Raw genomic sequence first — 21563 nt, 5'->3', positions numbered from 1 at the left:
CGCCGCTCACAAGCGCTTATTCAGCTGCCGCGTCCGTTGCTGCCGGAGTTGTGACCGTCAGAGAGCCACCGGCCTTAGCCACGGCTTCGACCGCCGACTTGGAGGCGCCGGTCACTGTGAGGTCAACCTTGGCTTTAAATTCGCCTTTGGAGAGAATACGAACGCCATCGAGCTTGCGACGTACAAGACCGCTGTCGACCAGCACATCTTCGGTAATCGCTTTCTTGGCATCGATCTTCTTTTCGTCGATGAATTTTTGCAGCAAACCAAGATTTACGACTGCAAACTTCTTGCGGTTTGGTTTATTGAAGCCACGCTTTGGCAGGCGTTGGTAGAGCGGCATTTGCCCGCCTTCATACCCTTTGATCGCCACACCCGAACGGGATTTCTGACCTTTGATACCACGGCCACCGGTCTTACCAGTGCCGGAACCAGGACCGCGGCCAATACGTTTACGGGATTTCGTTGCACCGGGATTGTCGTGCAGTTCGTTCAGTTTCATTTCGCTTCTCCTATGCCGGAAATGGCCCCTGAAGCGTAAGCGGGCCAAACACGGCTTTTCTTGATTTTGATTCTCGTGGTCAAGAAGACCACCGGGGGCGTATAAACGGGATAATAGCTGCGATCAAGCACTATCCCATCAGATACCGGACCCAACGTCGGTGATTACTCTGACGCAGGATAGCCCCCATCGTCGTCATGTACTTCGTGCCCGGAAAGAGCAGGCGTAAAAACGCATATCAGGCGCATATCTCCCCTGGTCGCACGCAGGATATGCGCATCATGTTTGTCCAACGTGTAAAGTGAGCCCGGGCCCAGAGGGTGTACTTCCCCAGTGGCAACATTGACCACCTCGCCCTCACCTTCGACGCAATAGTTGCTTTCGATATGGTTTTTGTATTGGAGGTGCTGTTCATTCCCCTCCTTCACCACCGTATCGTGCAGTGAGTAACCCAGCCCGTCATCCGCGAGGAGAATACGGCGGCTCTCGAATGCTTCGCCCGTAACATGACGATCGGTGCCAAGGATGGATGTGAGGTTTCTGACGATCATAAGCTGTCTCCTGTTTAACGCAGTAAACCGAAACTAATCATCATTGAGGTCGTATGAAAAGCCTTAGCCGAACACTAAAGGTACTGATTTAAATTGAAGTCTCAGAACACTTCGATCAGACAATGTCTCGCTAACAATTAGTGCGCTATTGGGCGGCTCGAGATGCAATCCCTTTGATTGGATTTGCGGCGGCCCGCCCAATAACACCGGGAGAAACCCAATTCGAAAAGCTCGAACGCTTTGAAATCGCTCTGGGCTAGATCATCAACGATCTTTTTTCGGGTCATATTCATTTAGTGACAGTGATAGGGTCGAGATCCCGCGTGACAACATCGTCCCGGTGGGGATGATTTGCGACACCCGCCGCTGTGCCCAATTTCACTCTCTTCGATTGAAGTACGTGCAGAAGTAGAAGTTGCGGCAAAACTTCCAACTGCGAACGTTGGGCTGCACAGAATTAGAACCAGCACAAGATTTTTCATATTCCCCTCTAAAAAAGATTGCGCGATAAAGGCGATTTAACAAATTATTAACAACTTATAATTGATTCGCTGTTTGTTGGCAAACTTTACGGGCAAGCGCCATTGCTGCTTGCACCAATGCAAAAAACGCCCCCGGTTTCCCGAGGGCGTCTTTCCGTTTTCTATCCGAAAAGGCTCAGCCTTTTTCTTCGATAATCTCAACCATATGCGAAATCTTAGCAACCATGCCGCGTACTGCTGGTGTGTCTTCCAGTTCACGGGTTTTGTGCATCTTGTTAAGGCCAAGACCGATCAGCGTCTGACGCTGTTTGATCGGACGGCGGATCGGAGAGCCGATTTGTTTTACAACGATGGTTTTTGCCATGGGTCTTCTCCTCAGGCTTCCGCTGCGGCTTCGGTTTCAGGCTTGCGAAGAACTTCCGCTACCTTCTTACCGCGGCGCTGCGCTACCATACGTGGGCTCGCTTCGCTTTTCAGCCCGTCGATGGTTGCACGGATCATGTTGTAGGGGTTTTGCGAGCCGATAGACTTCGCAACAACGTCCTGCACACCGAGCATCTCGAATACCGCACGCATCGGACCACCAGCAATGATACCGGTACCTTGTGGTGCGGTCCGCATCACAACTTTACCAGCGCCATGACGGCCTTCGATGTCGTGGTGGAGTGTACGACCTTCGCGCAGTGGAACGCGCACAAGCTGACGCTTGGCTTGTTCTGTCGCTTTGCGGATCGCTTCGGGTACTTCTTTGGCTTTACCTTTACCAAAACCGACGCGGCCCTTTTGGTCGCCAACAACCACCAAAGCAGCAAAGCCAAAACGCTTACCACCTTTAACAGTTTTCGACACACGGTTGATCGCTACGAGACGATCGGCGAATTCCGGTGTTTCATCGCGATCGCGACGTCCACCCCGGGTATTTGGTTCTCTTGCCATCTATCGTCTCCTTAGAACTTCAGTCCGCCTTCACGAGCAGCATCGGCCAGAGCCTTAACTTTCCCATGAAAGAGGAAGCCGCCACGATCAAAGTAGCAGTCTTCAACACCAGCTTTCTTAGCACGCTTCGCTATTGCAGAGCCCACTTTTGTTGCAGCTTCGATGTTGTTCTTGCCAACAATGCCCAGGTCCTTCTCGAGAGAAGAAGCTGACGCGAGTGTTACGCCGTTCACATCATCAATCAGCTGCACGCTGATATTTTTGTTCGAGCGATGAACCGAAAGGCGCGGACGCCCGTTTGCAGTTTTCCGCAGTTTGTTCCGAACGCGCAGGCGGCGCTTCAGAAACAGTGTTCTTTTGCTGTTTGCCATATCCTGGGTCCTTTACTTCTTCTTACCTTCCTTACGGAAGATATATTCGTCTTTGTACTTGATGCCTTTGCCTTTGTAAGGCTCGGGCTTGCGCCATTCACGAATGTCTGCTGCAACCTGACCAACTTTTTGTTCGTCGATGCCCTCAACAATAATGACAGTCTGCTTCGGAGCGGTGACAGTCACATCTGCCGGCACTTCAAAGTTGACTTCATGGCTGAGGCCAAGGCTCAGCTTCAGAACATTGCTGCCCTGCATCTGCGCACGATAACCAACACCGTTGATCTCTAGTTCTTTTGTGAAGCCTTTCGTCACCCCGGTCACCAGATTGGCGATCTGGGTGCGTGACATGCCCCACTGCTGCCGCGCGCGTTTGGAATTTCCACGCGGCGCAATTGTTACATTGTTTTCCTCAACCGTGATGGTGACATCATCAGTTGCGGTGAAGCTCCGGGTACCCTTAGGGCCCTTCACTTCAATCGTCTGACCAGAGACAGATGCAGATACACCCGCTACAAGCTCGACTGGTTTCTTACCGATACGAGACATGCAGACCTCCCTAGAATACGGTGCAGAGCACTTCGCCACCAACATTGGCAGAACGTGCAGATGCATCCGACATCACACCCTTTGGTGTGGAGACGATTGAGACACCCAGACCCTGACGGACCGATGGGATGTCTTTGACGCCCATGTAAACGCGGCGACCAGGGGTCGAAACCCGTTTCAGCTCGCGAATGACAGGAGTGCCGTCGAAATATTTAAGGCTGATTTCAATGGCCGGGTGGCCATTTTTATCAGTCGTGGACTCGTAACCACGAATATAACCTTCGTCAGCCAACACATCCAGAACCCAAGCGCGAAGCTTGGAGGCAGGTGTGCTGACGGTGGACTTACCGCGCATCTGGGAATTCCGGATACGGGTGAGCATATCGCCGATAGGATCGTTCATATCGTTCTCTCCGTTACCAGCTTGATTTCACCATGCCGGGGATCTGGCCCGCAGAGCCAAGTTCCCGCAGCGCGATCCGCGATACCTTCAGCTTACGATAATAAGCGTGAGGGCGGCCCGTCAGCTGACAGCGGTTGTGCAACCGTGTCGCCGAAGAGTTGCGCGGCAATTTAGCCAGCTTCAGGCGCGCTTTGAAACGCTCTTCCATCGGCTTGCTCTCGTCATTCGCGATCACTTTAAGCTCAGCACGCTTGGTGGCATATTTTTCCACCAGCTTCTGACGCTTCTTCTCGCGCTCGATCATGCTTTTCTTAGCCATGTCTTACTTTCCTCCCGCGATCAGCTGTTGAAGGGCATGTTGAAAGCTTTCAACAGCGCCTTAGCTTCCGCGTCGGTTTTCGCGGTTGTGGCAATCACAATATCCATCCCACGGATCTCATCGACTTTGTCGAAATCAATCTCTGGAAAAACGATGTGCTCTTTAAGGCCCATGGCATAGTTGCCACGACCGTCGAAGGATGCTCCTGAAACACCGCGGAAGTCGCGGATACGGGGCATCGCGATGGTGATCAGGCGATCCAGGAATTCATACATCCGTTCGCCACGCAGGGTTACTTTGCACCCCAGCGGCATTTCTTCACGGACGCGGAAACCAGCGATCGACTTTTTAGCCTTGGTGGTGACAGCTTTCTGACCCGCAATAAGGGTCATCTCGTCTTCTGCGAGTTTCACCTTTTTGGTGTCTTTAACAGCGTCACCGATACCCATATTCAACACGATTTTGTCGAGCTTGGGCAGCATCATCGCGTTTTTGTAACCAAATTCTTCCATCAGCGCGGGACAGATCGTTTCTTTGTACAACGCTTTTAGGCGCGGGGTGTAATTTGCTGTATCAAGCATCAGACAGTCTCCCCGTTTGATTTGGCGTAACGGACTTTTTTGCCATCTTCCACGCGGAAGCCAACACGCGTCGCTTTGCCCTTGCTATCAATCAGCGCAAGATTGCTGAGCTGAACAGGCAAGGCTGTCGGCACGCGGCCACCTTGTGACGTTTGGGTCTGGCGTGTGTGGCGAACTGCAAGGTTGATACCATCAACCACAGCTTTTCCGGATTTTGGGTCGATACTGACGATAACGCCCTCTTTACCCTTATCCTTGCCAGCCAGAACAACAACTTTGTCGGCTTTTTTCAATTTAGCGGCCATCTTACAGCACCTCCGGTGCGAGCGAGATGATCTTCATGAAGTTCTTCGCGCGCAACTCACGAACGACTGGCCCAAAGATACGGGTACCAATTGGTTCGTTTGCATTGTTGAGAATAACTGCTGCGTTCCGGTCAAACCGGATCGCGGTGCCGTCGTCACGACGGACTTCTTTAGCGGTACGTACGACAACGGCCTTACGGACATCGCCTTTTTTCACGCGACCGCGTGGGATGGCTTCTTTAACCGAGACGACGATGATGTCGCCAACGGAAGCGTATTTACGCTTGGAACCACCCAGAACCTTGATGCACTGAACACGGCGAGCGCCAGAGTTGTCAGCGACATCCAGATTGGTCTGCATCTGGATCATGTGGTTTCTCCCGACCTGTGGGGACCTTTAAGGTTATTCCCCAGGGTTTCGATAAAACCGAAAGGTCTGGTTGCTTACGCGCCCAGAACCTCCCAGCGTTTGTTTTTCGAGACTGGAGCGCATTCCTGAATGCGGACAATATCGCCAGTCTTGAATTCGTTCTTAGCATCGTGGGCCCGGTATTTCTTGGACCGACGAATAGTTTTCTTAAGCACAGGGTGTGTAAAGCGACGCTCAACGGAAACCGTTACGGTTTGTTCGTTCTGGTCGCTTGTCACGGTGCCTGTAAGAATACGTTTGGGCATTATTCAGGCTCCCTTATTCTTCTGCAGCCGCGGCAGCGGCTTTTTGGTTAAGTACGGTTTTTACACGCGCAGCGTCACGGCGAGCCGCTTTCATCCGCGCAGTATTTTCCATTTGCCCGGTGGCCTGTTGGAACCGAAGGTTAAACGATTCTTTTTTCAGGTTGGCCAACTCCTCACGAAGCTGGTCCGGGGTCTTATCGTGCAATTCTTGGGCGTTCATCGCCTCATCCTTCCATCAGAAGTCACCGAACCCGTCGGCGCTTTTCCAACAAAAACCGAACCCCCGAAACCATCCGGGGGTCCGATAAAAAACTCACCAGTCTTCGCGTACGACAGTGCGGGTCTTAACCGGCAATTTCATCGCAGCCAGACGGAGCGCTTCCCTTGCCACAGATTCGGACACGCCGTCAATCTCAAACATGACTCGTCCGGGTTTTACTTTGGCGGCCCAATAGTCAACAGAGCCCTTACCTTTACCCATCCGAACCTCGGTTGGCTTCGATGTCACAGGGGTGTCTGGGAAAATCCGGATCCAGACCCGGCCCTGACGTTTCATGTGACGTGTCATCGCACGACGCGCGGCTTCAATCTGACGCGCGGTGATGCGCTCAGGTTCAGTCGACTTCAGGCCATAGGTGCCAAAGGTCAGAGTTGATCCGCCCTTTGCTTCACCGTGGATACGGCCTTTGTGCTGTTTGCGAAATTTTGTGCGCTTTGGTTGCAGCATCTTACTATCTCCTTAGCGGCGGGGCCCGCGTGGTGCGGGGCCTTCCTGGAGTTCCTGTTGCTTACGCTCACGGGCGCTTGGGTCGTGCTCCATGATCTCACCTTTGAAGATCCAGACTTTAACCCCGATGATGCCATAGGCAGTCAGCGCTTCTGAAGTGGCGTAGTCGATGTCGGCACGCAGTGTGTGCAGTGGAACGCGTCCTTCGCGGTACCATTCAGTCCGCGCAATCTCGGCACCACCCAAACGGCCAGCAACGTTAACACGAATACCAAGGGAACCCATGCGCATCGCGTTCTGCACTGCGCGTTTCATCGCACGGCGGAAAGAAACACGGCGTTCGAGCTGCTGCGTAATGCTTTCAGCTACGAGCTGTGCATCAAGCTCGGGTTTGCGAACTTCAACAATGTTGAGGTGCAGTTCCGAAGCAGTCAGCGCTGCCAGTTTCTTGCGAAGACCTTCGATGTCCGCGCCTTTTTTACCGATGATCACACCAGGACGTGCGGTGTGAACCGTGACACGGCATTTTTTATGCGGACGTTCGATGATCACACGGCTGATGCCAGCCTGCTTGCAATCGCTTTTGATGAATTCCCGGATTTTCAGGTCTTCAAGCAAAAGATCGCCATAGTCTTTCGTGTCTGCATACCAGCGGCTGTCCCAGGTACGGTTGACCTGGAGGCGCATGCCAATTGGATTAACCTTATGACCCATTATGCTTGCTCCTCAACTTGCCGTACCAGAATGGTCAGCTCGGCGAATGGCTTCAGAATTTTGCCAAACCGGCCACGTGCGCGTGGACGACCACGTTTCATGGTCAGGTTTTTGCCTACATAAGCTTCAGCAACGATGAGTTCATCCACATCCAGGTTGTGGTTGTTCTCTGCGTTTGCGATGGCAGATTGCAGACATTTCTTTACATCAGCGGCGATCCGCTTTTTACTAAAAGTCAGATCAGAAAGCGCTTTGTCCACTTTCTTGCCACGGATCATCGCAGCAACCAGATTCAGCTTTTGCGGTGACGTGCGAAGCATTTTTGATTTTGCAAATGCTTCGTTGTCAGCCACGCGGCGTGCGTTTTTCTCTTTACCCATGGCTCTTACTTCCGCTTCGCTTTTTTGTCAGCAGCATGACCATAGTAAGTCCGGGTGGGTGAGTACTCACCGAACTTCTGACCGATCATGTCTTCAGACACGTTTACGGGGATATGCTTGTGGCCGTTGTAGACACCAAAGGTCAGACCAACAAACTGGGGTAGAATTGTGCTGCGGCGCGACCAGATTTTGATCACTTCGCTGCGGCCGGATTCGCGGCTCTTTTCGGCTTTCTTAAGCACATAAGAGTCGACAAAAGGCCCTTTCCATACAGAACGCGACATAACTACCGGCCCTTTTTCTTAGCGTGACGCGAGCGGATAATCAGCTTGCTGGACGCCTTGTTCTTGTTACGGGTGCGTGCACCCTTGGTAGGCTTGCCCCACGGTGTAACCGGGTGACGACCACCAGATGTCCGGCCTTCACCACCACCATGTGGGTGATCAACCGGGTTCATAACCACGCCCCGAACGGATGGGCGGATACCTTTATGGCGGTTCCGGCCAGCTTTACCGAGGTTCTGGTTAGAGTTATCTGGGTTCGACACGGCACCGACGGTCGCCATGCATTCCTGGCGCACCATGCGAAGCTCGCCCGAAGAAAGACGAATCTGAGCGTAGCCACCATCACGACCGACAAACTGGGCGTAAGTACCGGCTGCACGGGCGATCTGGCCGCCTTTGCCTTCTTTCAACTCAATGTTGTGTACGATCGTACCGATTGGCATTCCCGAAAACGGCATTGCGTTCCCAGGTTTGATATCGGTCTTTGCAGAAGCGATAACCTTGTCCCCAACAGCCAAACGCTGTGGCGCAAGGATATATGCCTGCTCGCCATCTTCATACTTAACCAGCGCGATAAAGGCAGTCCGGTTCGGATCGTATTCAATCCGCTCAACGGTGGCTGCCACATCAAACTTGTTCCGTTTGAAATCAACAATACGATAGAGACGCTTTGCGCCACCACCACGACGACGCATTGTGATCCGTCCGGTATTGTTCCGACCGCCCTTTTTGCTCAGACCCTCAGTGAGAGACTTAACAGGACGACCTTTCCAAAGCTCCGAACGGTCGATCAGCACCAGCCCACGCTGGCCTGGCGTCGTCGGCTTATACGACTTTAGTGCCATGCTTTCTGTCTTCCGTTTAGCTATGCCAGACTCTCTAGCCTGACTGTGTTTAGGCCCCCGAAGGTGCCCGATCTATAGGGCCCCAAAGGTCCCCGTCCTAAAATAGCGTCAGCCCCGGGCGAACCGGGGCTGCGCAGATTCGGTGCTTACTATCAGAGGCCTGTCGAGACGTCGATAGTGTTTCCCTCAACAAGGGTAACATAAGCTTTTTTCACATCTTTCCGTTTGCCGGGCTGACCGCGAAACCGCTTGGTCTTACCTTTGGCAATGGAAGTGTTGACCGCTTTAACCTTTACACCAAACAAAGCTTCAACAGCTTCTTTGATCTGTGGTTTGTTCGCGTCAATCGCCACCTCAAAGACAACAGCGTTGGCTTCAGAAGCCATAGTTGCTTTTTCCGTGATGATCGGCTTGCGGATCACATCGTAATGTTCTGCTTTCGCGCTCATTTCAAACGAGCCTCCAGTGCTTCGACCCCTTCTTTCGTGAGCACAAGCGTGTCACGCTTCAGGATGTCATAAACATTTGCACCCATCGATGGCAGGATATCCAGGCCTTCGATGTTACGAGCGGCGCGAGCGAAATTTTCGTTCACCTCTGCCCCGTCGATAATCAACGCGCGTTTCCAACCCAGTTCCTTGACAGCTTTCGCCAGAACAGAGGTTTTCGCCTCTTTCAGGTTTGTTGTGTCAATCACAACCAGTTCGCCGGCGTTTGCCTTTGCAGACAATGCATGACGTAGGCCCAACTTGCGAAATTTCTTCGTCAAGTCGTGGCCGTGGCTGCGCGGTGTCGGACCTTTGTAGATACCACCCGAGCGGAAGATCGGCGCATTCCGGTCACCGTGACGTGCGCCGCCGGTGCCTTTTTGGCGATAGATCTTCTTGGTCGAATAGCTGGTCTCGGACCGGGTTTTCACCTTATGGGTTCCAGCCTGCGCATTGTTGCGCTGCCAGCGGACCACACGGTGCAGAATGTCAGCGCGTGGGTCCAGACCAAAGATCGCATCATCGAGATCTACGGTGCCGGCTTTGCCTGCGTCGAGAGTGATTACATCCGTTTTCATTCTTCAGCCCCTCCTTCCGGAGCTTCGGCAGGCGCTTCCGCCGGTGCCGCAGCCGATTTCAGAGCCGCTGGAAAAGGAACGCCATCAGGCAATTTCTTTTTCACAGCATCTTTTACTGTGACCCAGCCACCTTTAGAACCCGGAACCGCGCCCTTGATCATGATCAGACCACGGTCGGCGTCGGTGCGTACAACTTCAAGGTTTTGAGTGGTAACACGGACTGCGCCCATATGACCGGCCATTTTCTTGCCCTTGAACACTTTGCCAGGGTCCTGACACTGACCCGTCGAGCCGTGCGAACGGTGCGAAATCGACACACCATGAGACGCCCGAAGACCCGAAAAGTTATGGCGCTTCATTGCACCCTGAAAGCCCTTACCAATTGACGTGCCGGACACGTCAACTTTCTGACCCTCAAGGAAATGCTCGGCCGAGATTTCTTCGCCCACACCGATCAGATTGTCGGGGCTGACGCGAAACTCTGCAACTTTGCGTTTCGGTGCTACATTAGCGGCTGCGAAATGGCCACGCATCGCTTTGGATGTGCGTTTCGCTTTCGCCGTTCCAGCACCAAGCTGAACTGCGGAATAGCCATCTTTATCGGCGGTACGCTGCGCAACCACCTGAAGGCCGTCGAGTTGGAGAACGGTTACAGGAATCTGCTTCCCGTCTTCCATGAAAAGCCGGGTCATGCCGACTTTCTTTGCGATAATACCAGAGCGCATTTCAGTATGGCTCCTTATACCTTGATCTCGACGTCAACACCGGCAGCGAGGTCGAGCTTCATCAGCGCGTCAACGGTTTGCGGTGTCGGGTCGACAATGTCGAGCAGACGTTTGTGCGTCCGGATCTCGAACTGATCGCGGGATTTTTTGTCAACATGAGGACCACGGAGAACCGTGAATTTCTCAATCTTGTTCGGCAGCGGAATCGGCCCACGCACTTGGGCGCCGGTACGCTTGGCAGTATTGACGATTTCCTGTGTGCTGGCATCCAGTACACGGTAGTCAAATGCCTTCAGCCGAATGCGAATGTTTTGGCTTGTCATTTCTGAGCCTTTCGCGGCGTTAGAGTTGATAGGTGGAGCGGGGATCATTCCCCGCCCCACGTCGAACCCGGAGGTCTTATTACTCGATAATTTTGGACACGACACCGGAGCCTACGGTCCGACCGCCTTCGCGGATGGCGAAGCGCAGTTTTTCTTCCATCGCGATCGGGGCGATCAGTTCAACGTTGAACTTCAGGTTGTCGCCCGGCATCACCATCTCGGTGCCTGCCGGAAGCTCAACCGTGCCCGTCACATCCGTCGTACGGAAGTAAAACTGTGGACGGTAGTTCGCAAAGAACGGCGTGTGACGGCCACCTTCTTCCTTGGTCAGAATATAGACCTCGGCTTCGAACTTGGTGTGTGGCTTAACGGAACCTGGCTTACACAGGATCTGACCACGCTCAACACCTTCGCGGTCAATGCCGCGCAGCAGTGCGCCGATGTTGTCGCCGGCTTCGCCACGGTCAAGCAGCTTGCGGAACATTTCAACACCGGTACAGGTGGTTTTCTTCGTGTCACGGATACCAACGATTTCAATCTCGTCGCCCACATTCACGACGCCACGCTCAACACGACCCGTAACAACAGTACCGCGACCAGAGATCGAGAACACATCCTCGATTGGCATCAGAAACGGCTGGTCAATCGCACGTGCAGGCTGTGGGATATACGCGTCAACAGCGGCCATCAGCTCTGCGATTTTCTCGCTGCCGATTTCCGGGTCACGGTCTTCCAGAGCCGCCAGGGCAGAACCCGCGATGATTGGGATATCGTCGCCAGGATAGCCGTACTCGGTCAGAAGTTCGCGGATTTCCATTTCAACCAGCTCGAGAAGCTCTTCATCGTCGACCTGGTCAACTTTGTTCATGAAGACAACCATTGACGGGATGCCAACCTGACGGCCAAGCAGAATGTGCTCGCGGGTCTGTGGCATAGGGCCGTCAGCCGCGTTCACAACCAGAATGGCGCCATCCATCTGCGCCGCACCGGTGATCATGTTCTTCACATAGTCAGCGTGGCCTGGGCAGTCGACGTGGGCGTAGTGACGCGCTTCGGTCTCATACTCAACATGCGCTGTTGAAATGGTGATACCACGGGCCTTCTCTTCAGGCGCGCCGTCAATCTCGTCATACGCTTTGAAATTGTCGCTGAACTGCTTCGTGATCGCAGCCGTAAGCGTCGTCTTGCCGTGGTCAACATGCCCAATCGTGCCGATGTTGCAATGCGGTTTTGTTCGTTCAAACTTTTCCTTAGCCATGTTGGCCTCCTGTTAACTGTGTGCGTGAAGGGGGGCGGTCCCCGCCTTACGCGTATTTCGCCTGAATTTCGTCAGAGATGTTTTGCGGTACCGGATCGTAGTGATCGAACTGCATCGAGAAGTTTGCGCGGCCCGAAGACATAGAGCGCAAGGTGTTGATGTAGCCAAACATGTTTGCCAGTGGAACAAATGCTTCGATCGCAATCGCATTCCCGCGGCTGTCCTGGCCTTGCACCTGACCACGACGAGACGTAAGATCACCAATGATGCCACCAGTGTAGTCGTCCGGAGTAACCACTTCGACCTTCATGATCGGCTCCAGCATTTTCGCGCCAGCTTTTTTCAAACCGTCACGCATGGCGGCCCGAGCAGCGATTTCAAACGCTAAAACTGAGGAGTCCACATCATGGAAAGCACCATCGATCAGAGCAACTTTAAAGTCGATAACCGGGAAGCCAGCAAGAGGACCAGAGTCCATAACTGACTTGATGCCTTTTTCAACACCAGGAATGTATTCTTTTGGAATAGAACCCCCGACGATTTTTGACTCGAATGAATAACCTTCGCCAGGCTGTGTTGGCGAAATAACCATTTTAACGCGTGCAAACTGACCAGAACCACCAGATTGTTTCTTGTGGGTATAGTCAATTTCAGCTTCGTGGCCGATGGTTTCACGGTAAGCCACCTGAGGCGCACCAATGTTAGCTTCGACTTTGAATTCACGCTTCAGACGATCAACCAGAATGTCGAGGTGAAGCTCGCCCATGCCTTTCATGATGGTCTGGCCGCTTTCGAGGTCAGTTTCCACACGGAAGGATGGATCTTCGGCCGCCAAACGCGCAAGACCCTGAGACATTTTCTCCTGGTCAGCTTTGGTTTTTGGCTCAACCGCAATCTCGATAACCGGATCTGGGAAGGTCATGGTTTCCAGAACAACAGGATCATTTACGGCACAGATCGTGTCACCTGTTGTGGTGTCTTTCAGACCTGCCAGCGCGATGATGTCGCCTGCAAATGCTTCTTCGATCTCTTCACGGTTGATCGAGTGCATCATCATCATACGGCCCACACGCTCTTTTTTGCCCTTGGTAGAGTTGAGCATGGTGTCGCCCTTGCTCAGCTTACCCGAGTAAATCCGGGTGAACGTCAGCGAGCCGACAAATGGGTCGTTCATGATTTTAAACGCCAAAGCGGAAAACGGCATGTTGTCATCCGCGCGACGCGGAACATCACGTGTTTCTGTTTCGTCACCAGGACGGAAACCCATGTAGTCAATAACATCCAGCGGGTTTGGCAGATAATCCACAACTGCGTTCAACAGAGGCTGCACACCTTTGTTTTTGAACGCAGATCCAGCCAGAACCGGAATAAACGTCATCGAAAGAGTACCCTTACGGATCAGTTTGCGCAGGGTCGCGACGTCAGGCTCGTTACCTTCAAGGTAAGCTTCCATGGCGTCGTCGTCCATCTCGACGGCGAGCTCGATCATGGTTGTGCGCATTTCTTCGCACTTGTCTTTAAGGCTGTCGCGAATCTCGCGCAGTTCCCAGGTCGCACCCAGATCTTCGCCAGCCCACACCCACTCTTGCATGGTGACCAGGTCTACGATGCCCTCAAGCTCTGTCTCTGAGCCAATCGGGCACTGAATTGGGCAAGGGATTGCGCCAGTGCGGCTTTTGATCATTTCGACGCAGTTGAAAAAGTCTGCGCCGATTTTGTCCATCTTGTTGACGAAAACGATACGCGGAACCTTGTAGCGGTCAGCCTGACGCCAGACGGTTTCTGTCTGCGGTTCAACACCAGCGTTGGCGTCAAGAACAGCAACAGCACCGTCAAGCACAGCCAAAGAACGTTCAACTTCGATTGTGAAGTCAACGTGACCTGGCGTGTCGATAATGTTCAGACGATGCTTTTCAGTTTCCGCATCGACACCGTTTTCAGTACGTTCCCAGAAAGTCGTGGTCGCAGCCGAAGTAATCGTGATGCCACGCTCCTGCTCCTGCTCCATCCAGTCCATGGTTGCAGCGCCATCGTGCACTTCGCCGATGTTATGAGATTTCCCGGTATAGTACAGGATACGCTCCGAACAGGTGGTTTTACCTGCATCGATATGCGCCATGATCCCGAAATTACGATAACGGTCGAGGGGGTATTCGCGTGCCATTGGGTCAGTCCTTGGCCAGATTTACCAGCGGTAATGGCTGAAGGCTTTGTTTGCCTCTGCCATCTTGTGTGTGTCTTCACGTTTTTTCACGGCCGTACCGCGTGTGTTGACTGCATCAAGCAGTTCACCAGCAAGACGTTCTTCCATTGTGTTTTCATTGCGCTTGCGTGCAGCAATGATCAACCAGCGGATCGCCAAAGCTTCGCGGCGCTCTGGGCGCACTTCAACTGGCACCTGGTAGGTTGCGCCACCAACACGGCGCGACCGAACCTCAACAGAAGGTTTGATGTTGTCCAGAGCTTCGTGGAAAACTTCAACCGGTGCACGCTTCAGCTTGTCTTCAACGCGTTCAAACGCATTGTAAACGATACGCTCGGCGGCGGATTTCTTGCCGTCGACCATCAGGTTATTCATAAATTTAGTAAGAATGCGGTCGCCATACTTGGCGTCCGGCAGAACTTCACGTTTTTCAGCGGCGTGACGACGGGACATCTCGGCCTCTCCTTATTTAGGACGCTTAGCGCCGTATTTCGAACGACGCTGCTTACGGTCTTTGACGCCCTGGGTATCCAGAACACCGCGAAGGATGTGGTAACGCACACCGGGAAGGTCTTTTACACGACCGCCACGGATCAGAACCACAGAGTGCTCCTGAAGGTTGTGGCTTTCACCTGGGATGTACGAAATCACCTCGAAGCCATTGGTCAAACGAACCTTGGCAACTTTCCGCATAGCAGAGTTTGGTTTCTTCGGCGTCGTTGTATAGACGCGGGTGCACACTCCACGTTTCTGAGGACAAGCCTGCAGGTGCATGGACTTTTGGCGTTTTACTTTCGGCTGCCGCGGCTTGCGGATCAGCTGTTGGATCGTTGGCATTCCGGTTCATTCCCCGTGTTGCAACACATTTCAAATTCACGCGCTCATACGCGTCCGCACAGCGCAAAAACCACATTCGCCCCCATTTTTTGGGAACGACGCGGTGGGCATTCAGAGGATCGGAGCGCTAGCCCGGATCTTGACCACTTCAGTTCTGATTAAGGCAATAACGGGAATACACCCTGCCCAAGTGGCCGCCGTATATGGGGAGTCGCAGAGCTTGTCAACAGCAACGGTTCAGACATTGTGACCGCAATCGCGACTATTGCATATTCTACCTTGTTCTAAGATTGCAGTTTCTTAAAGAAGCGGTGTGACTCCTGTCACAAAACGATCCTTTTCAACCCGAAACCGTTGTCTAAGCTTTGAAGCGAGTTCTTTTTCCGGCAAGATGAAACGACCGTTCCCTTTGGTACGAACTTTGCTGTCGTTGGTGCGGTGCATTCCACGTAAATACATAATGCTTTGATTGAAGGAGACAGCAGGCATCCGTTTCCAAATTTGCTGGTGCGGAAAATCCATCACCGAACGATCATGCTCTGGCTTGAAAAATACAACCAAGCCAGCCGACCAGAACCGCGTGATTACAGGCAAAAACTCAACACCTTCGGGTTTGGCGCTGATGATTACGCCGCGCGAGAAATCCATCGCCATTCGCTCAGCACTCTCAAACACTGGTGCAACCTGTCTAAATCTGGTGCGTGTTTGAGCAACAAAATTAACTGCCACCGCATCGTCATCATCTAACCGAAACTCTGCCACAGCACGCGATTCAAATCTTCGCTCTGCCTGCATAATTTCCCGATACACGTCGCGATGCGGTGCCGATGCCCGGAAAACGGGTTTGATTTGCTTCACGCCTTCAACCAGCTTCAGAATTCGGCTTCGGTAAGGTTCTGGAAAATCGTCACCAAACAAAATTAGGAGTGTAAAATCGGGGTCGGTCTGCGCGAGCAATGAAGGCAAGGTAATTTGTTCAAACCAGAAACACCGCAGTTCCAACCTCTCGGGCGAGTAAAGCATCGCTTTTCGGTCTTCCAGGGTTTTATGGCGAGTCTGAAATGAATCAATAGGTGCGGGGTATGAAAAACGACACAGCCCCAAAACTTGAACTTCAGATGTCACCCTCTTTCCCTTTTTGCTAATTTGCGTTCACGGTAAAATGTGAAAATCCCTGTCGCAACAACAATCGCACCCCCCAATAGTGTAATAGGGTCTGGCCAATCACCAAAAACAAAAAATCCCATGATTAGCGCCCATAGAAGTCCTGTGTATCGGAACGGCGCAACAAACCCGATGTCACCAACACGCATCACCATTACGCTGAATAAATATCCGCCAATTATGAAAAAAGATGCCCCCATTAATTGCAGCGCTGCCAATTCGCTCACAGGTACCCATTGCTCAGAAAAGGTCCCGATCGCAGCAAACAAAGTGACCCCCGCAGCAGCGGCCAACGCTACTACCAACGATGGCACATTTTTTGACAATCTCCGCGATGCAAGATCGCGCATCGTAACAAAGGCGACAGCAATCAACGCGTAAACCGCATAACTATTGAAACCATCGGGGCCCGGACGTACGATCAGCATAACACCCACAAAGCCAACCAGAATGGCAAGCAAGCGACGCCAGCCAACCGCCTCTCCAAGAAAAACGGCGCCTGCCAAGGTTACCGTTAGTGGAAGCGCCTGCAAAATGGCGGTGACATTGGCAATTTCCATATTAAACAATGCCGTCAGGAAGAAATATGCGGCGCCAATTTCGGCAATCGTTCTGAGCGCGATGAACCCCCAGTCTGCCTTTGGTAACCGCAAACGAAGCGCACCCATTCCCCAGGCTATCCCGAAAAGCAAAACCATTGTCACGACACCCCGAATAAGCAGAGCTTGAAAGAGCGGTAGTTCATCTGACAAAGCCTTGAAGCAGGTGTCGTTCAGGGTAAAGGCGATCATGCTCGCCATCATCAGAATTGCACCACGTGCATTATCGCTGAGGATTGCCACGTTTATTCTGCTTTCGCTTTTTACGCCCACCAGCAATGGCTTTGGACTCTTTGCAATTATTGCCCCGCTCGATTTGCCAAAATTTCAAATTCTAAGGGACTCTTTCGGGGACCTGAACAAAATAATAGCTACGCGTTGCCGATACACGCGTTGGCCTGCACATGCAAAAGTAATCAGCTGCGCGCCACATCAAGCCAGACCAAAAAAAGCCCCGCTGTTTTCAGCGGGGCTTTTTTATTCTTTTTCAGGTTTGCTTATTCTTCGCGGCTTTCAAGCGTATCAGCCATACCTGCCTCCAGCACATCTTCGCCAACGATGTTACCCATGTCTTCCGGCGAGCCGTCAACCGGCCCTGCCAACGCAGCGGCGGCGGCAGCTTCTTCGCGACGAGCCTCCAACACAACGTTGTCACGTTCGACTGCAATGCGACGCATTTGCTGTGTAGCACCACCAGTTCCGGCAGGGATCAGACGTCCGACGATAACGTTTTCTTTCAGACCAACCAGTTTGTCACGTTTACCCTGAACCGATGCTTCGGTCAGAACGCGCGTAGTTTCCTGGAACGAGGCCGCTGAGATGAATGAACGTGTCTGCAGGCTTGCCTTTGTAATCCCAAGAAGTATTGGTTCACCCAAAGCAACACGATCACCACGTGCGAGCGCCTTTTCGTTGGCTGCATCAAACTCGGCTTTGTCGACATGCTCGCCTTTCAGCAAGGTTGTCTGGCCGGAATCCAAGATTTCCCATTTCTGCAACATCTGGCGCACGATCACTTCGATATGCTTATCGTTGATCTTAACGCCCTGCAGACGGTAAACATCCTGCACTTCGTCAACCATGTAGTTGGCCAGCGCTTCGATACCCATAACCGCCAGAATGTCATGCGGTGCTGGGTTGCCATCCATGATGTAGTCACCTTTAGAGACGAAATCCCCTTCGGCAACCGGAATGTGCTTGCCTTTGGGCACCATGTATTCGACGGGCTCGAGCGATTCATCTGAAGGCTCGATGCTGATGCGACGTTTGTTTTTATAGTCACGACCAAACCGAACATAGCCGTCGATCTCTGCGATAATGGCGTGGTCTTTGGGGCGGCGTGCCTCAAAGAGTTCGGCCACACGTGGCAGACCACCTGTGATGTCTTTGGTTTTTGCACCTTCACGTGGAATACGCGCAACAACATCACCAGCTTTGACTTCAGAGCCATCTTCAATCGACAAGACCGCATCCACCGACATTGGATAGATCACCGGGTTACCCACATCATTGCGTACCGGTTCGCCATCCTCACCCACGATAAGGATTTCAGGCTTCAACTCGTTCCCCTTAGGGGCCGAACGCCAGTCAGTCACAATTTTCTGGGTCATGCCAGTTGCATCGTCAGTATCGTCACGTACCGAAAGTCCGCTGACAAGGTCAACGAATTTAGCCGTACCGGCTTTCTCGGCAATGATTGGCAGGGTGTAAGGATCCCATTCAAACAACTTGTCACCACGAGAGACTTTTGCGCCATCTTTAACGTGGACTTTACTGCCGTAGCTCAGCTTGTGGCTTGCGCGCTCCTGACCGTTTTCGTCCAGAATCGCCAAAACCATATTCCGGCCCATAACGATCTGCTCGGCCGATGCGTTTTTCAGCAACAATGGATTGCGGAATTCAACCTTGCCATCATGGCTGGCTTCTTGGAACGACTGCTGACCACCCTGCGCAATACCGCCGATGTGGAATGTCCGCATCGTAAGCTGCGTGCCAGGCTCACCAATTGACTGCGCGGCGATAATACCGACAGCTTCACCCTGGTTCACCATCGTACCGCGTGCAAGATCGCGGCCATAACAGGCTGCGCAAACACCTTCTTCGGCTTCACAGGTCAGTGGGCTGCGAATACGCATCGTCGCAACACCTGCCGCTTCGATGGTATCTGCTTTGCGCTCGTCGATCAGTTCCCCCGCAGAAACGAGCACCTCATCGGTTCCTGGCTTCATCACATCATCAGCCGATACCCGGCCAAGAATACGCTCTGCCAACGAAGCGACAACGTCACCATCGTTTACGGCTGCTTGTGCAGTAATCGCCTTTTCAGTTCCGCAGTCATGCGCACGGATAATACAATCTTGTGCAACATCCACCAAGCGACGAGTCAGGTAACCAGAGTTCGCAGTCTTAAGTGCTGTATCCGCTAGTCCCTTACGGGCACCGTGTGTCGAGTTGAAGTACTCAAGCACGGTCAGACCTTCCTTAAAGTTCGAGATAATCGGCGTTTCGATAATCTCGCCCGAAGGTTTGGCCATCAGACCACGCATACCACCCAGCTGTTTCATCTGAGCAGGGGAGCCACGCGCACCAGAGTGGGCCATCATGTAAACCGAATTCGGCTCCATCTGCGCCCCGGCATCATCAAGGCGCATTGCCGAGATTTCTGCCATCATCGCATCTGCGACCTCGTCCGAACACTTGGACCAGGCATCGACAACTTTGTTGTATTTTTCGCCCTGAGTGATCAGGCCGTCCATATACTGTTGTTCGAATTCTTTAACGTTATTGCGGACACCATCAACGATAGGCCATTTGCTGTCAGGAATAATCATATCGTCTTTACCAAACGAAATACCTGCCTTGAACGCTTCGCGGAAACCAACGGTCATGATCTGGTCACAGAAGATGACAGATTCTTTCTGACCGCAGTAACGGTAAACGGTATCAATAACCTGCTGAACTTCCTTTTTACGAAGCAAGCGGTTCACCAGTTCAAACGGAGCTTTTGCGTTCTTCGGCAATAGCGCACCCAGGCGGATACGCCCAGGCGTGGTGTCGAAGCGTTTCATGACTTCGTTACCTTCTTCGTCGATCTGTGCAATCCGTGCAGTCACCTTTGAGTGAAGATGAACAAGCCCTGCGTCCAACGCATGCTGAATTTCGTCGACATCCGAAAAGATCATACCCTCGCCCTTCATACCTTCCCGCTCAAGCGAGATGTAATAAAGGCCAAGGATCATATCCTGCGATGGAACGATGATTGGCGCGCCATTTGCCGGCGAAAGAACGTTGTTCGTCGACATCATCAGAACACGGGCTTCCAGCTGTGCTTCAAGGCTCAGCGGAACGTGAACGGCCATTTGGTCGCCGTCAAAGTCAGCGTTAAATGCCGAACACACCAGCGGGTGCAGCTGAATAGCTTTACCTTCGATCAGCACAGGTTCAAACGCCTGAATTCCAAGCCGGTGCAGCGTCGGTGCCCGGTTCAGCATGACTGGGTGCTCACGGATCACTTCATCCAGAATATCCCAGACTTCAGGACGCTCTTTTTCAACCAGCTTTTTGGCTTGCTTAACGGTCGAAGACAGGCCTTTCGCTTCAAGACGCGAATAGATGAACGGCTTGAATAGTTCGAGCGCCATTTTCTTCGGCAGACCACATTGGTGCAGCTTCAGTTCCGGACCCGTCACAATCACCGAACGGCCAGAAAAGTCGACCCGTTTCCCCAGAAGGTTCTGACGGAAACGTCCCTGCTTGCCTTTCAACATGTCTGACAGCGATTTCAGCGGGCGCTTGTTTGCGCCTGTAATCACCCGGCCACGGCGGCCATTGTCAAACAACGCATCCACAGATTCCTGCAGCATCCGCTTTTCGTTACGAACAATGATATCGGGTGCGCGCAATTCAATCAGGCGTTTCAAGCGGTTGTTCCGGTTGATCACCCGACGGTAAAGATCGTTAAGGTCAGATGTCGCGAAACGCCCACCGTCCAACGGCACCAACGGGCGCAGTTCTGGTGGAATGACCGGAATAACAGTCATCACCATCCACTCGGGGCGGTTACCGGATTCAAGAAAGCTCTCAACGATTTTCAAACGTTTAATAATCTTCTTGGGTTTCAATTCGCCGGTCGCTACAGCAAGGTCTGCGCGCAGCGTTTCTGCTTCGCTTTCAAGGTCAATCTGACCCAGCATTTCGCGAATTGCTTCTGCGCCGATACCAGCGGTGAATGCATCCATGCCATAAGCATCCTGCGCATCCATGAACTCTTCTTCGCTCATCAACTGGCCATAGGTCAGATCGGTGAGCCCGGGTTCAATCACCACATAGTTTTCAAAGTAGAGAATGCGTTCCAGATCACGCAGTGTCATGTCAAGCATCAGGCCGATACGGGATGGCAGCGATTTGAGGAACCAGATGTGTGCAACTGGCGCTGCAAGTTCGATATGGCCCATCCGCTCGCGGCGGACTTTCTGAAGAGTTACCTCGACACCGCATTTCTCGCAGACAACGCCGCGATATTTCATGCGCTTGTATTTGCCGCAAAGACATTCATAGTCTTTGATCGGGCCAAAGATACGGGCGCAGAAAAGACCATCACGCTCGGGCTTGAACGTCCGGTAGTTGATGGTTTCCGGCTTTTTGATTTCGCCGTAAGACCAGCTCAAAATCCGCTCGGGCGATGCCAGGGAAACCTTGATTTCATCAAAGGTTTTAGGCGCTGCAAGCGGGTTAAACGGGTTTGTTGTAAGTTCCTGGTTCATT

General features: G+C 52.6%; 29 protein-coding genes. All 29 read right to left on the bottom strand.

Annotation, left to right across the window (positions count from 1 at the left end):
- Positions 1-16 precede the first annotated feature (16 nt).
- Positions 17-502 (bottom strand): 50S ribosomal protein L15, encoded by a 486-nt coding sequence (rplO, locus tag J4E70_RS01125; protein WP_213887224.1) that lies wholly within the window; start codon positions 500-502, stop codon positions 17-19.
- Between the two features lie 164 nt (positions 503-666).
- Positions 667-1053, bottom strand: a complete 387-nt coding sequence (locus J4E70_RS01120; RefSeq protein WP_213887223.1) for an ectoine synthase — start codon at positions 1051-1053, stop codon at positions 667-669.
- 657 nt (positions 1054-1710) lie between these two features.
- Positions 1711-1899: a 50S ribosomal protein L30 gene (rpmD, locus tag J4E70_RS01115; RefSeq protein WP_213887222.1), complete on the bottom strand. Its 189-nt coding sequence runs from the start codon at positions 1897-1899 to the stop codon at positions 1711-1713.
- 11 nt (positions 1900-1910) lie between these two features.
- Positions 1911-2471: a 30S ribosomal protein S5 gene (gene rpsE, locus J4E70_RS01110; RefSeq protein ID WP_213887221.1), complete on the bottom strand. Its 561-nt coding sequence runs from the start codon at positions 2469-2471 to the stop codon at positions 1911-1913.
- Between the two features lie 11 nt (positions 2472-2482).
- Entirely contained in the window at positions 2483-2842 is a 360-nt protein-coding gene (gene rplR / locus J4E70_RS01105; RefSeq protein WP_213887220.1) for a 50S ribosomal protein L18, read from the bottom strand.
- Positions 2843-2854: 12 nt separating this feature from the next.
- Complete coding sequence (gene rplF / locus J4E70_RS01100) at positions 2855-3391, bottom strand: 50S ribosomal protein L6 (RefSeq protein ID WP_213887219.1); 537 nt, start codon at positions 3389-3391, stop codon at positions 2855-2857.
- Positions 3392-3401: 10 nt separating this feature from the next.
- Positions 3402-3794 carry a 30S ribosomal protein S8 gene (rpsH, locus tag J4E70_RS01095; protein ID WP_213887218.1) on the bottom strand — a complete coding sequence of 131 codons (393 nt, stop codon included), beginning with the start codon at positions 3792-3794 and terminating at the stop codon, positions 3402-3404.
- A gap of 13 nt (positions 3795-3807) precedes the next feature.
- Positions 3808-4113, bottom strand: a complete 306-nt coding sequence (gene rpsN, locus J4E70_RS01090; RefSeq protein WP_213887217.1) for a 30S ribosomal protein S14 — start codon at positions 4111-4113, stop codon at positions 3808-3810.
- Between the two features lie 20 nt (positions 4114-4133).
- On the bottom strand, positions 4134-4694 hold the full coding sequence (rplE, locus tag J4E70_RS01085; protein ID WP_213887216.1) for a 50S ribosomal protein L5: 561 nt from the start codon (positions 4692-4694) through the stop codon (positions 4134-4136).
- Entirely contained in the window at positions 4694-4999 is a 306-nt protein-coding gene (rplX, locus tag J4E70_RS01080; protein ID WP_213887215.1) for a 50S ribosomal protein L24, read from the bottom strand. Before rplX ends, rplE begins: the two co-directional genes overlap by 1 nt.
- Before the next feature lies 1 nt (position 5000).
- Positions 5001-5369 carry a 50S ribosomal protein L14 gene (gene rplN / locus J4E70_RS01075; RefSeq protein ID WP_213887214.1) on the bottom strand — a complete coding sequence of 123 codons (369 nt, stop codon included), beginning with the start codon at positions 5367-5369 and terminating at the stop codon, positions 5001-5003.
- A gap of 74 nt (positions 5370-5443) precedes the next feature.
- A complete protein-coding gene (rpsQ, locus tag J4E70_RS01070; protein ID WP_213887213.1) occupies positions 5444-5674 on the bottom strand; it encodes a 30S ribosomal protein S17 in 231 nt (76 codons plus the stop codon).
- Positions 5675-5687: 13 nt separating this feature from the next.
- A complete protein-coding gene (rpmC, locus tag J4E70_RS01065; protein ID WP_213887212.1) occupies positions 5688-5894 on the bottom strand; it encodes a 50S ribosomal protein L29 in 207 nt (68 codons plus the stop codon).
- A 93-nt stretch (positions 5895-5987) separates the two neighbouring features.
- Positions 5988-6401 carry a 50S ribosomal protein L16 gene (gene rplP, locus J4E70_RS01060; RefSeq protein WP_213887211.1) on the bottom strand — a complete coding sequence of 138 codons (414 nt, stop codon included), beginning with the start codon at positions 6399-6401 and terminating at the stop codon, positions 5988-5990.
- Between the two features lie 12 nt (positions 6402-6413).
- Positions 6414-7115, bottom strand: a complete 702-nt coding sequence (gene rpsC, locus J4E70_RS01055) for a 30S ribosomal protein S3 (protein WP_213887210.1) — start codon at positions 7113-7115, stop codon at positions 6414-6416.
- Positions 7115-7495 carry a 50S ribosomal protein L22 gene (gene rplV / locus J4E70_RS01050; RefSeq protein WP_213887209.1) on the bottom strand — a complete coding sequence of 127 codons (381 nt, stop codon included), beginning with the start codon at positions 7493-7495 and terminating at the stop codon, positions 7115-7117. The genes rpsC and rplV overlap by 1 nt, the downstream gene beginning before the upstream one ends.
- A 5-nt stretch (positions 7496-7500) precedes the next feature.
- Positions 7501-7779 (bottom strand): 30S ribosomal protein S19, encoded by a 279-nt coding sequence (rpsS, locus tag J4E70_RS01045; RefSeq protein ID WP_213887208.1) that lies wholly within the window; start codon positions 7777-7779, stop codon positions 7501-7503.
- A 2-nt stretch (positions 7780-7781) separates the two neighbouring features.
- Positions 7782-8624 carry a 50S ribosomal protein L2 gene (rplB, locus tag J4E70_RS01040; RefSeq protein ID WP_213887207.1) on the bottom strand — a complete coding sequence of 281 codons (843 nt, stop codon included), beginning with the start codon at positions 8622-8624 and terminating at the stop codon, positions 7782-7784.
- 152 nt (positions 8625-8776) lie between these two features.
- A complete protein-coding gene (locus J4E70_RS01035) occupies positions 8777-9073 on the bottom strand; it encodes a 50S ribosomal protein L23 (protein ID WP_213887206.1) in 297 nt (98 codons plus the stop codon).
- Positions 9070-9690: a 50S ribosomal protein L4 gene (gene rplD / locus J4E70_RS01030; protein WP_213887205.1), complete on the bottom strand. Its 621-nt coding sequence runs from the start codon at positions 9688-9690 to the stop codon at positions 9070-9072. Before rplD ends, J4E70_RS01035 begins: the two co-directional genes overlap by 4 nt.
- Positions 9687-10415, bottom strand: a complete 729-nt coding sequence (gene rplC, locus J4E70_RS01025) for a 50S ribosomal protein L3 (protein ID WP_213887204.1) — start codon at positions 10413-10415, stop codon at positions 9687-9689. The genes rplD and rplC overlap by 4 nt, the downstream gene beginning before the upstream one ends.
- A gap of 14 nt (positions 10416-10429) precedes the next feature.
- Positions 10430-10738 (bottom strand): 30S ribosomal protein S10, encoded by a 309-nt coding sequence (rpsJ, locus tag J4E70_RS01020; protein ID WP_213887746.1) that lies wholly within the window; start codon positions 10736-10738, stop codon positions 10430-10432.
- Between the two features lie 79 nt (positions 10739-10817).
- Complete coding sequence (gene tuf, locus J4E70_RS01015; RefSeq protein ID WP_213887190.1) at positions 10818-11996, bottom strand: elongation factor Tu; 1179 nt, start codon at positions 11994-11996, stop codon at positions 10818-10820.
- Positions 11997-12042: 46 nt separating this feature from the next.
- Positions 12043-14160 carry an elongation factor G gene (fusA, locus tag J4E70_RS01010; protein WP_213887203.1) on the bottom strand — a complete coding sequence of 706 codons (2118 nt, stop codon included), beginning with the start codon at positions 14158-14160 and terminating at the stop codon, positions 12043-12045.
- 21 nt (positions 14161-14181) lie between these two features.
- A complete protein-coding gene (rpsG, locus tag J4E70_RS01005; protein ID WP_213887202.1) occupies positions 14182-14652 on the bottom strand; it encodes a 30S ribosomal protein S7 in 471 nt (156 codons plus the stop codon).
- Between the two features lie 12 nt (positions 14653-14664).
- A complete protein-coding gene (gene rpsL / locus J4E70_RS01000) occupies positions 14665-15036 on the bottom strand; it encodes a 30S ribosomal protein S12 (RefSeq protein ID WP_035253348.1) in 372 nt (123 codons plus the stop codon).
- A gap of 300 nt (positions 15037-15336) precedes the next feature.
- Entirely contained in the window at positions 15337-16161 is an 825-nt protein-coding gene (locus J4E70_RS00995; RefSeq protein ID WP_213887201.1) for a glycosyltransferase, read from the bottom strand.
- The gene (locus J4E70_RS00990) at positions 16158-17042 is read right to left on the bottom strand and encodes a DMT family transporter (RefSeq protein ID WP_247079687.1); all 885 of its coding nucleotides are present in this window, start codon (positions 17040-17042) and stop codon (positions 16158-16160) included. Before J4E70_RS00990 ends, J4E70_RS00995 begins: the two co-directional genes overlap by 4 nt.
- Positions 17043-17296: 254 nt before the next feature.
- The gene (gene rpoC / locus J4E70_RS00985; RefSeq protein ID WP_213887200.1) at positions 17297-21562 is read right to left on the bottom strand and encodes a DNA-directed RNA polymerase subunit beta'; all 4266 of its coding nucleotides are present in this window, start codon (positions 21560-21562) and stop codon (positions 17297-17299) included.
- Position 21563 lies beyond the last annotated feature (1 nt).

Source organism: Pseudohalocynthiibacter aestuariivivens, from assembly GCF_018457175.1.
Classification (GTDB): Bacteria; Pseudomonadota; Alphaproteobacteria; order Rhodobacterales; family Rhodobacteraceae; genus Pseudohalocynthiibacter; species Pseudohalocynthiibacter aestuariivivens.
Note: the sequence above shows the minus strand (reverse complement) of the source record. Positions and strands in the feature narration are given on the sequence as shown.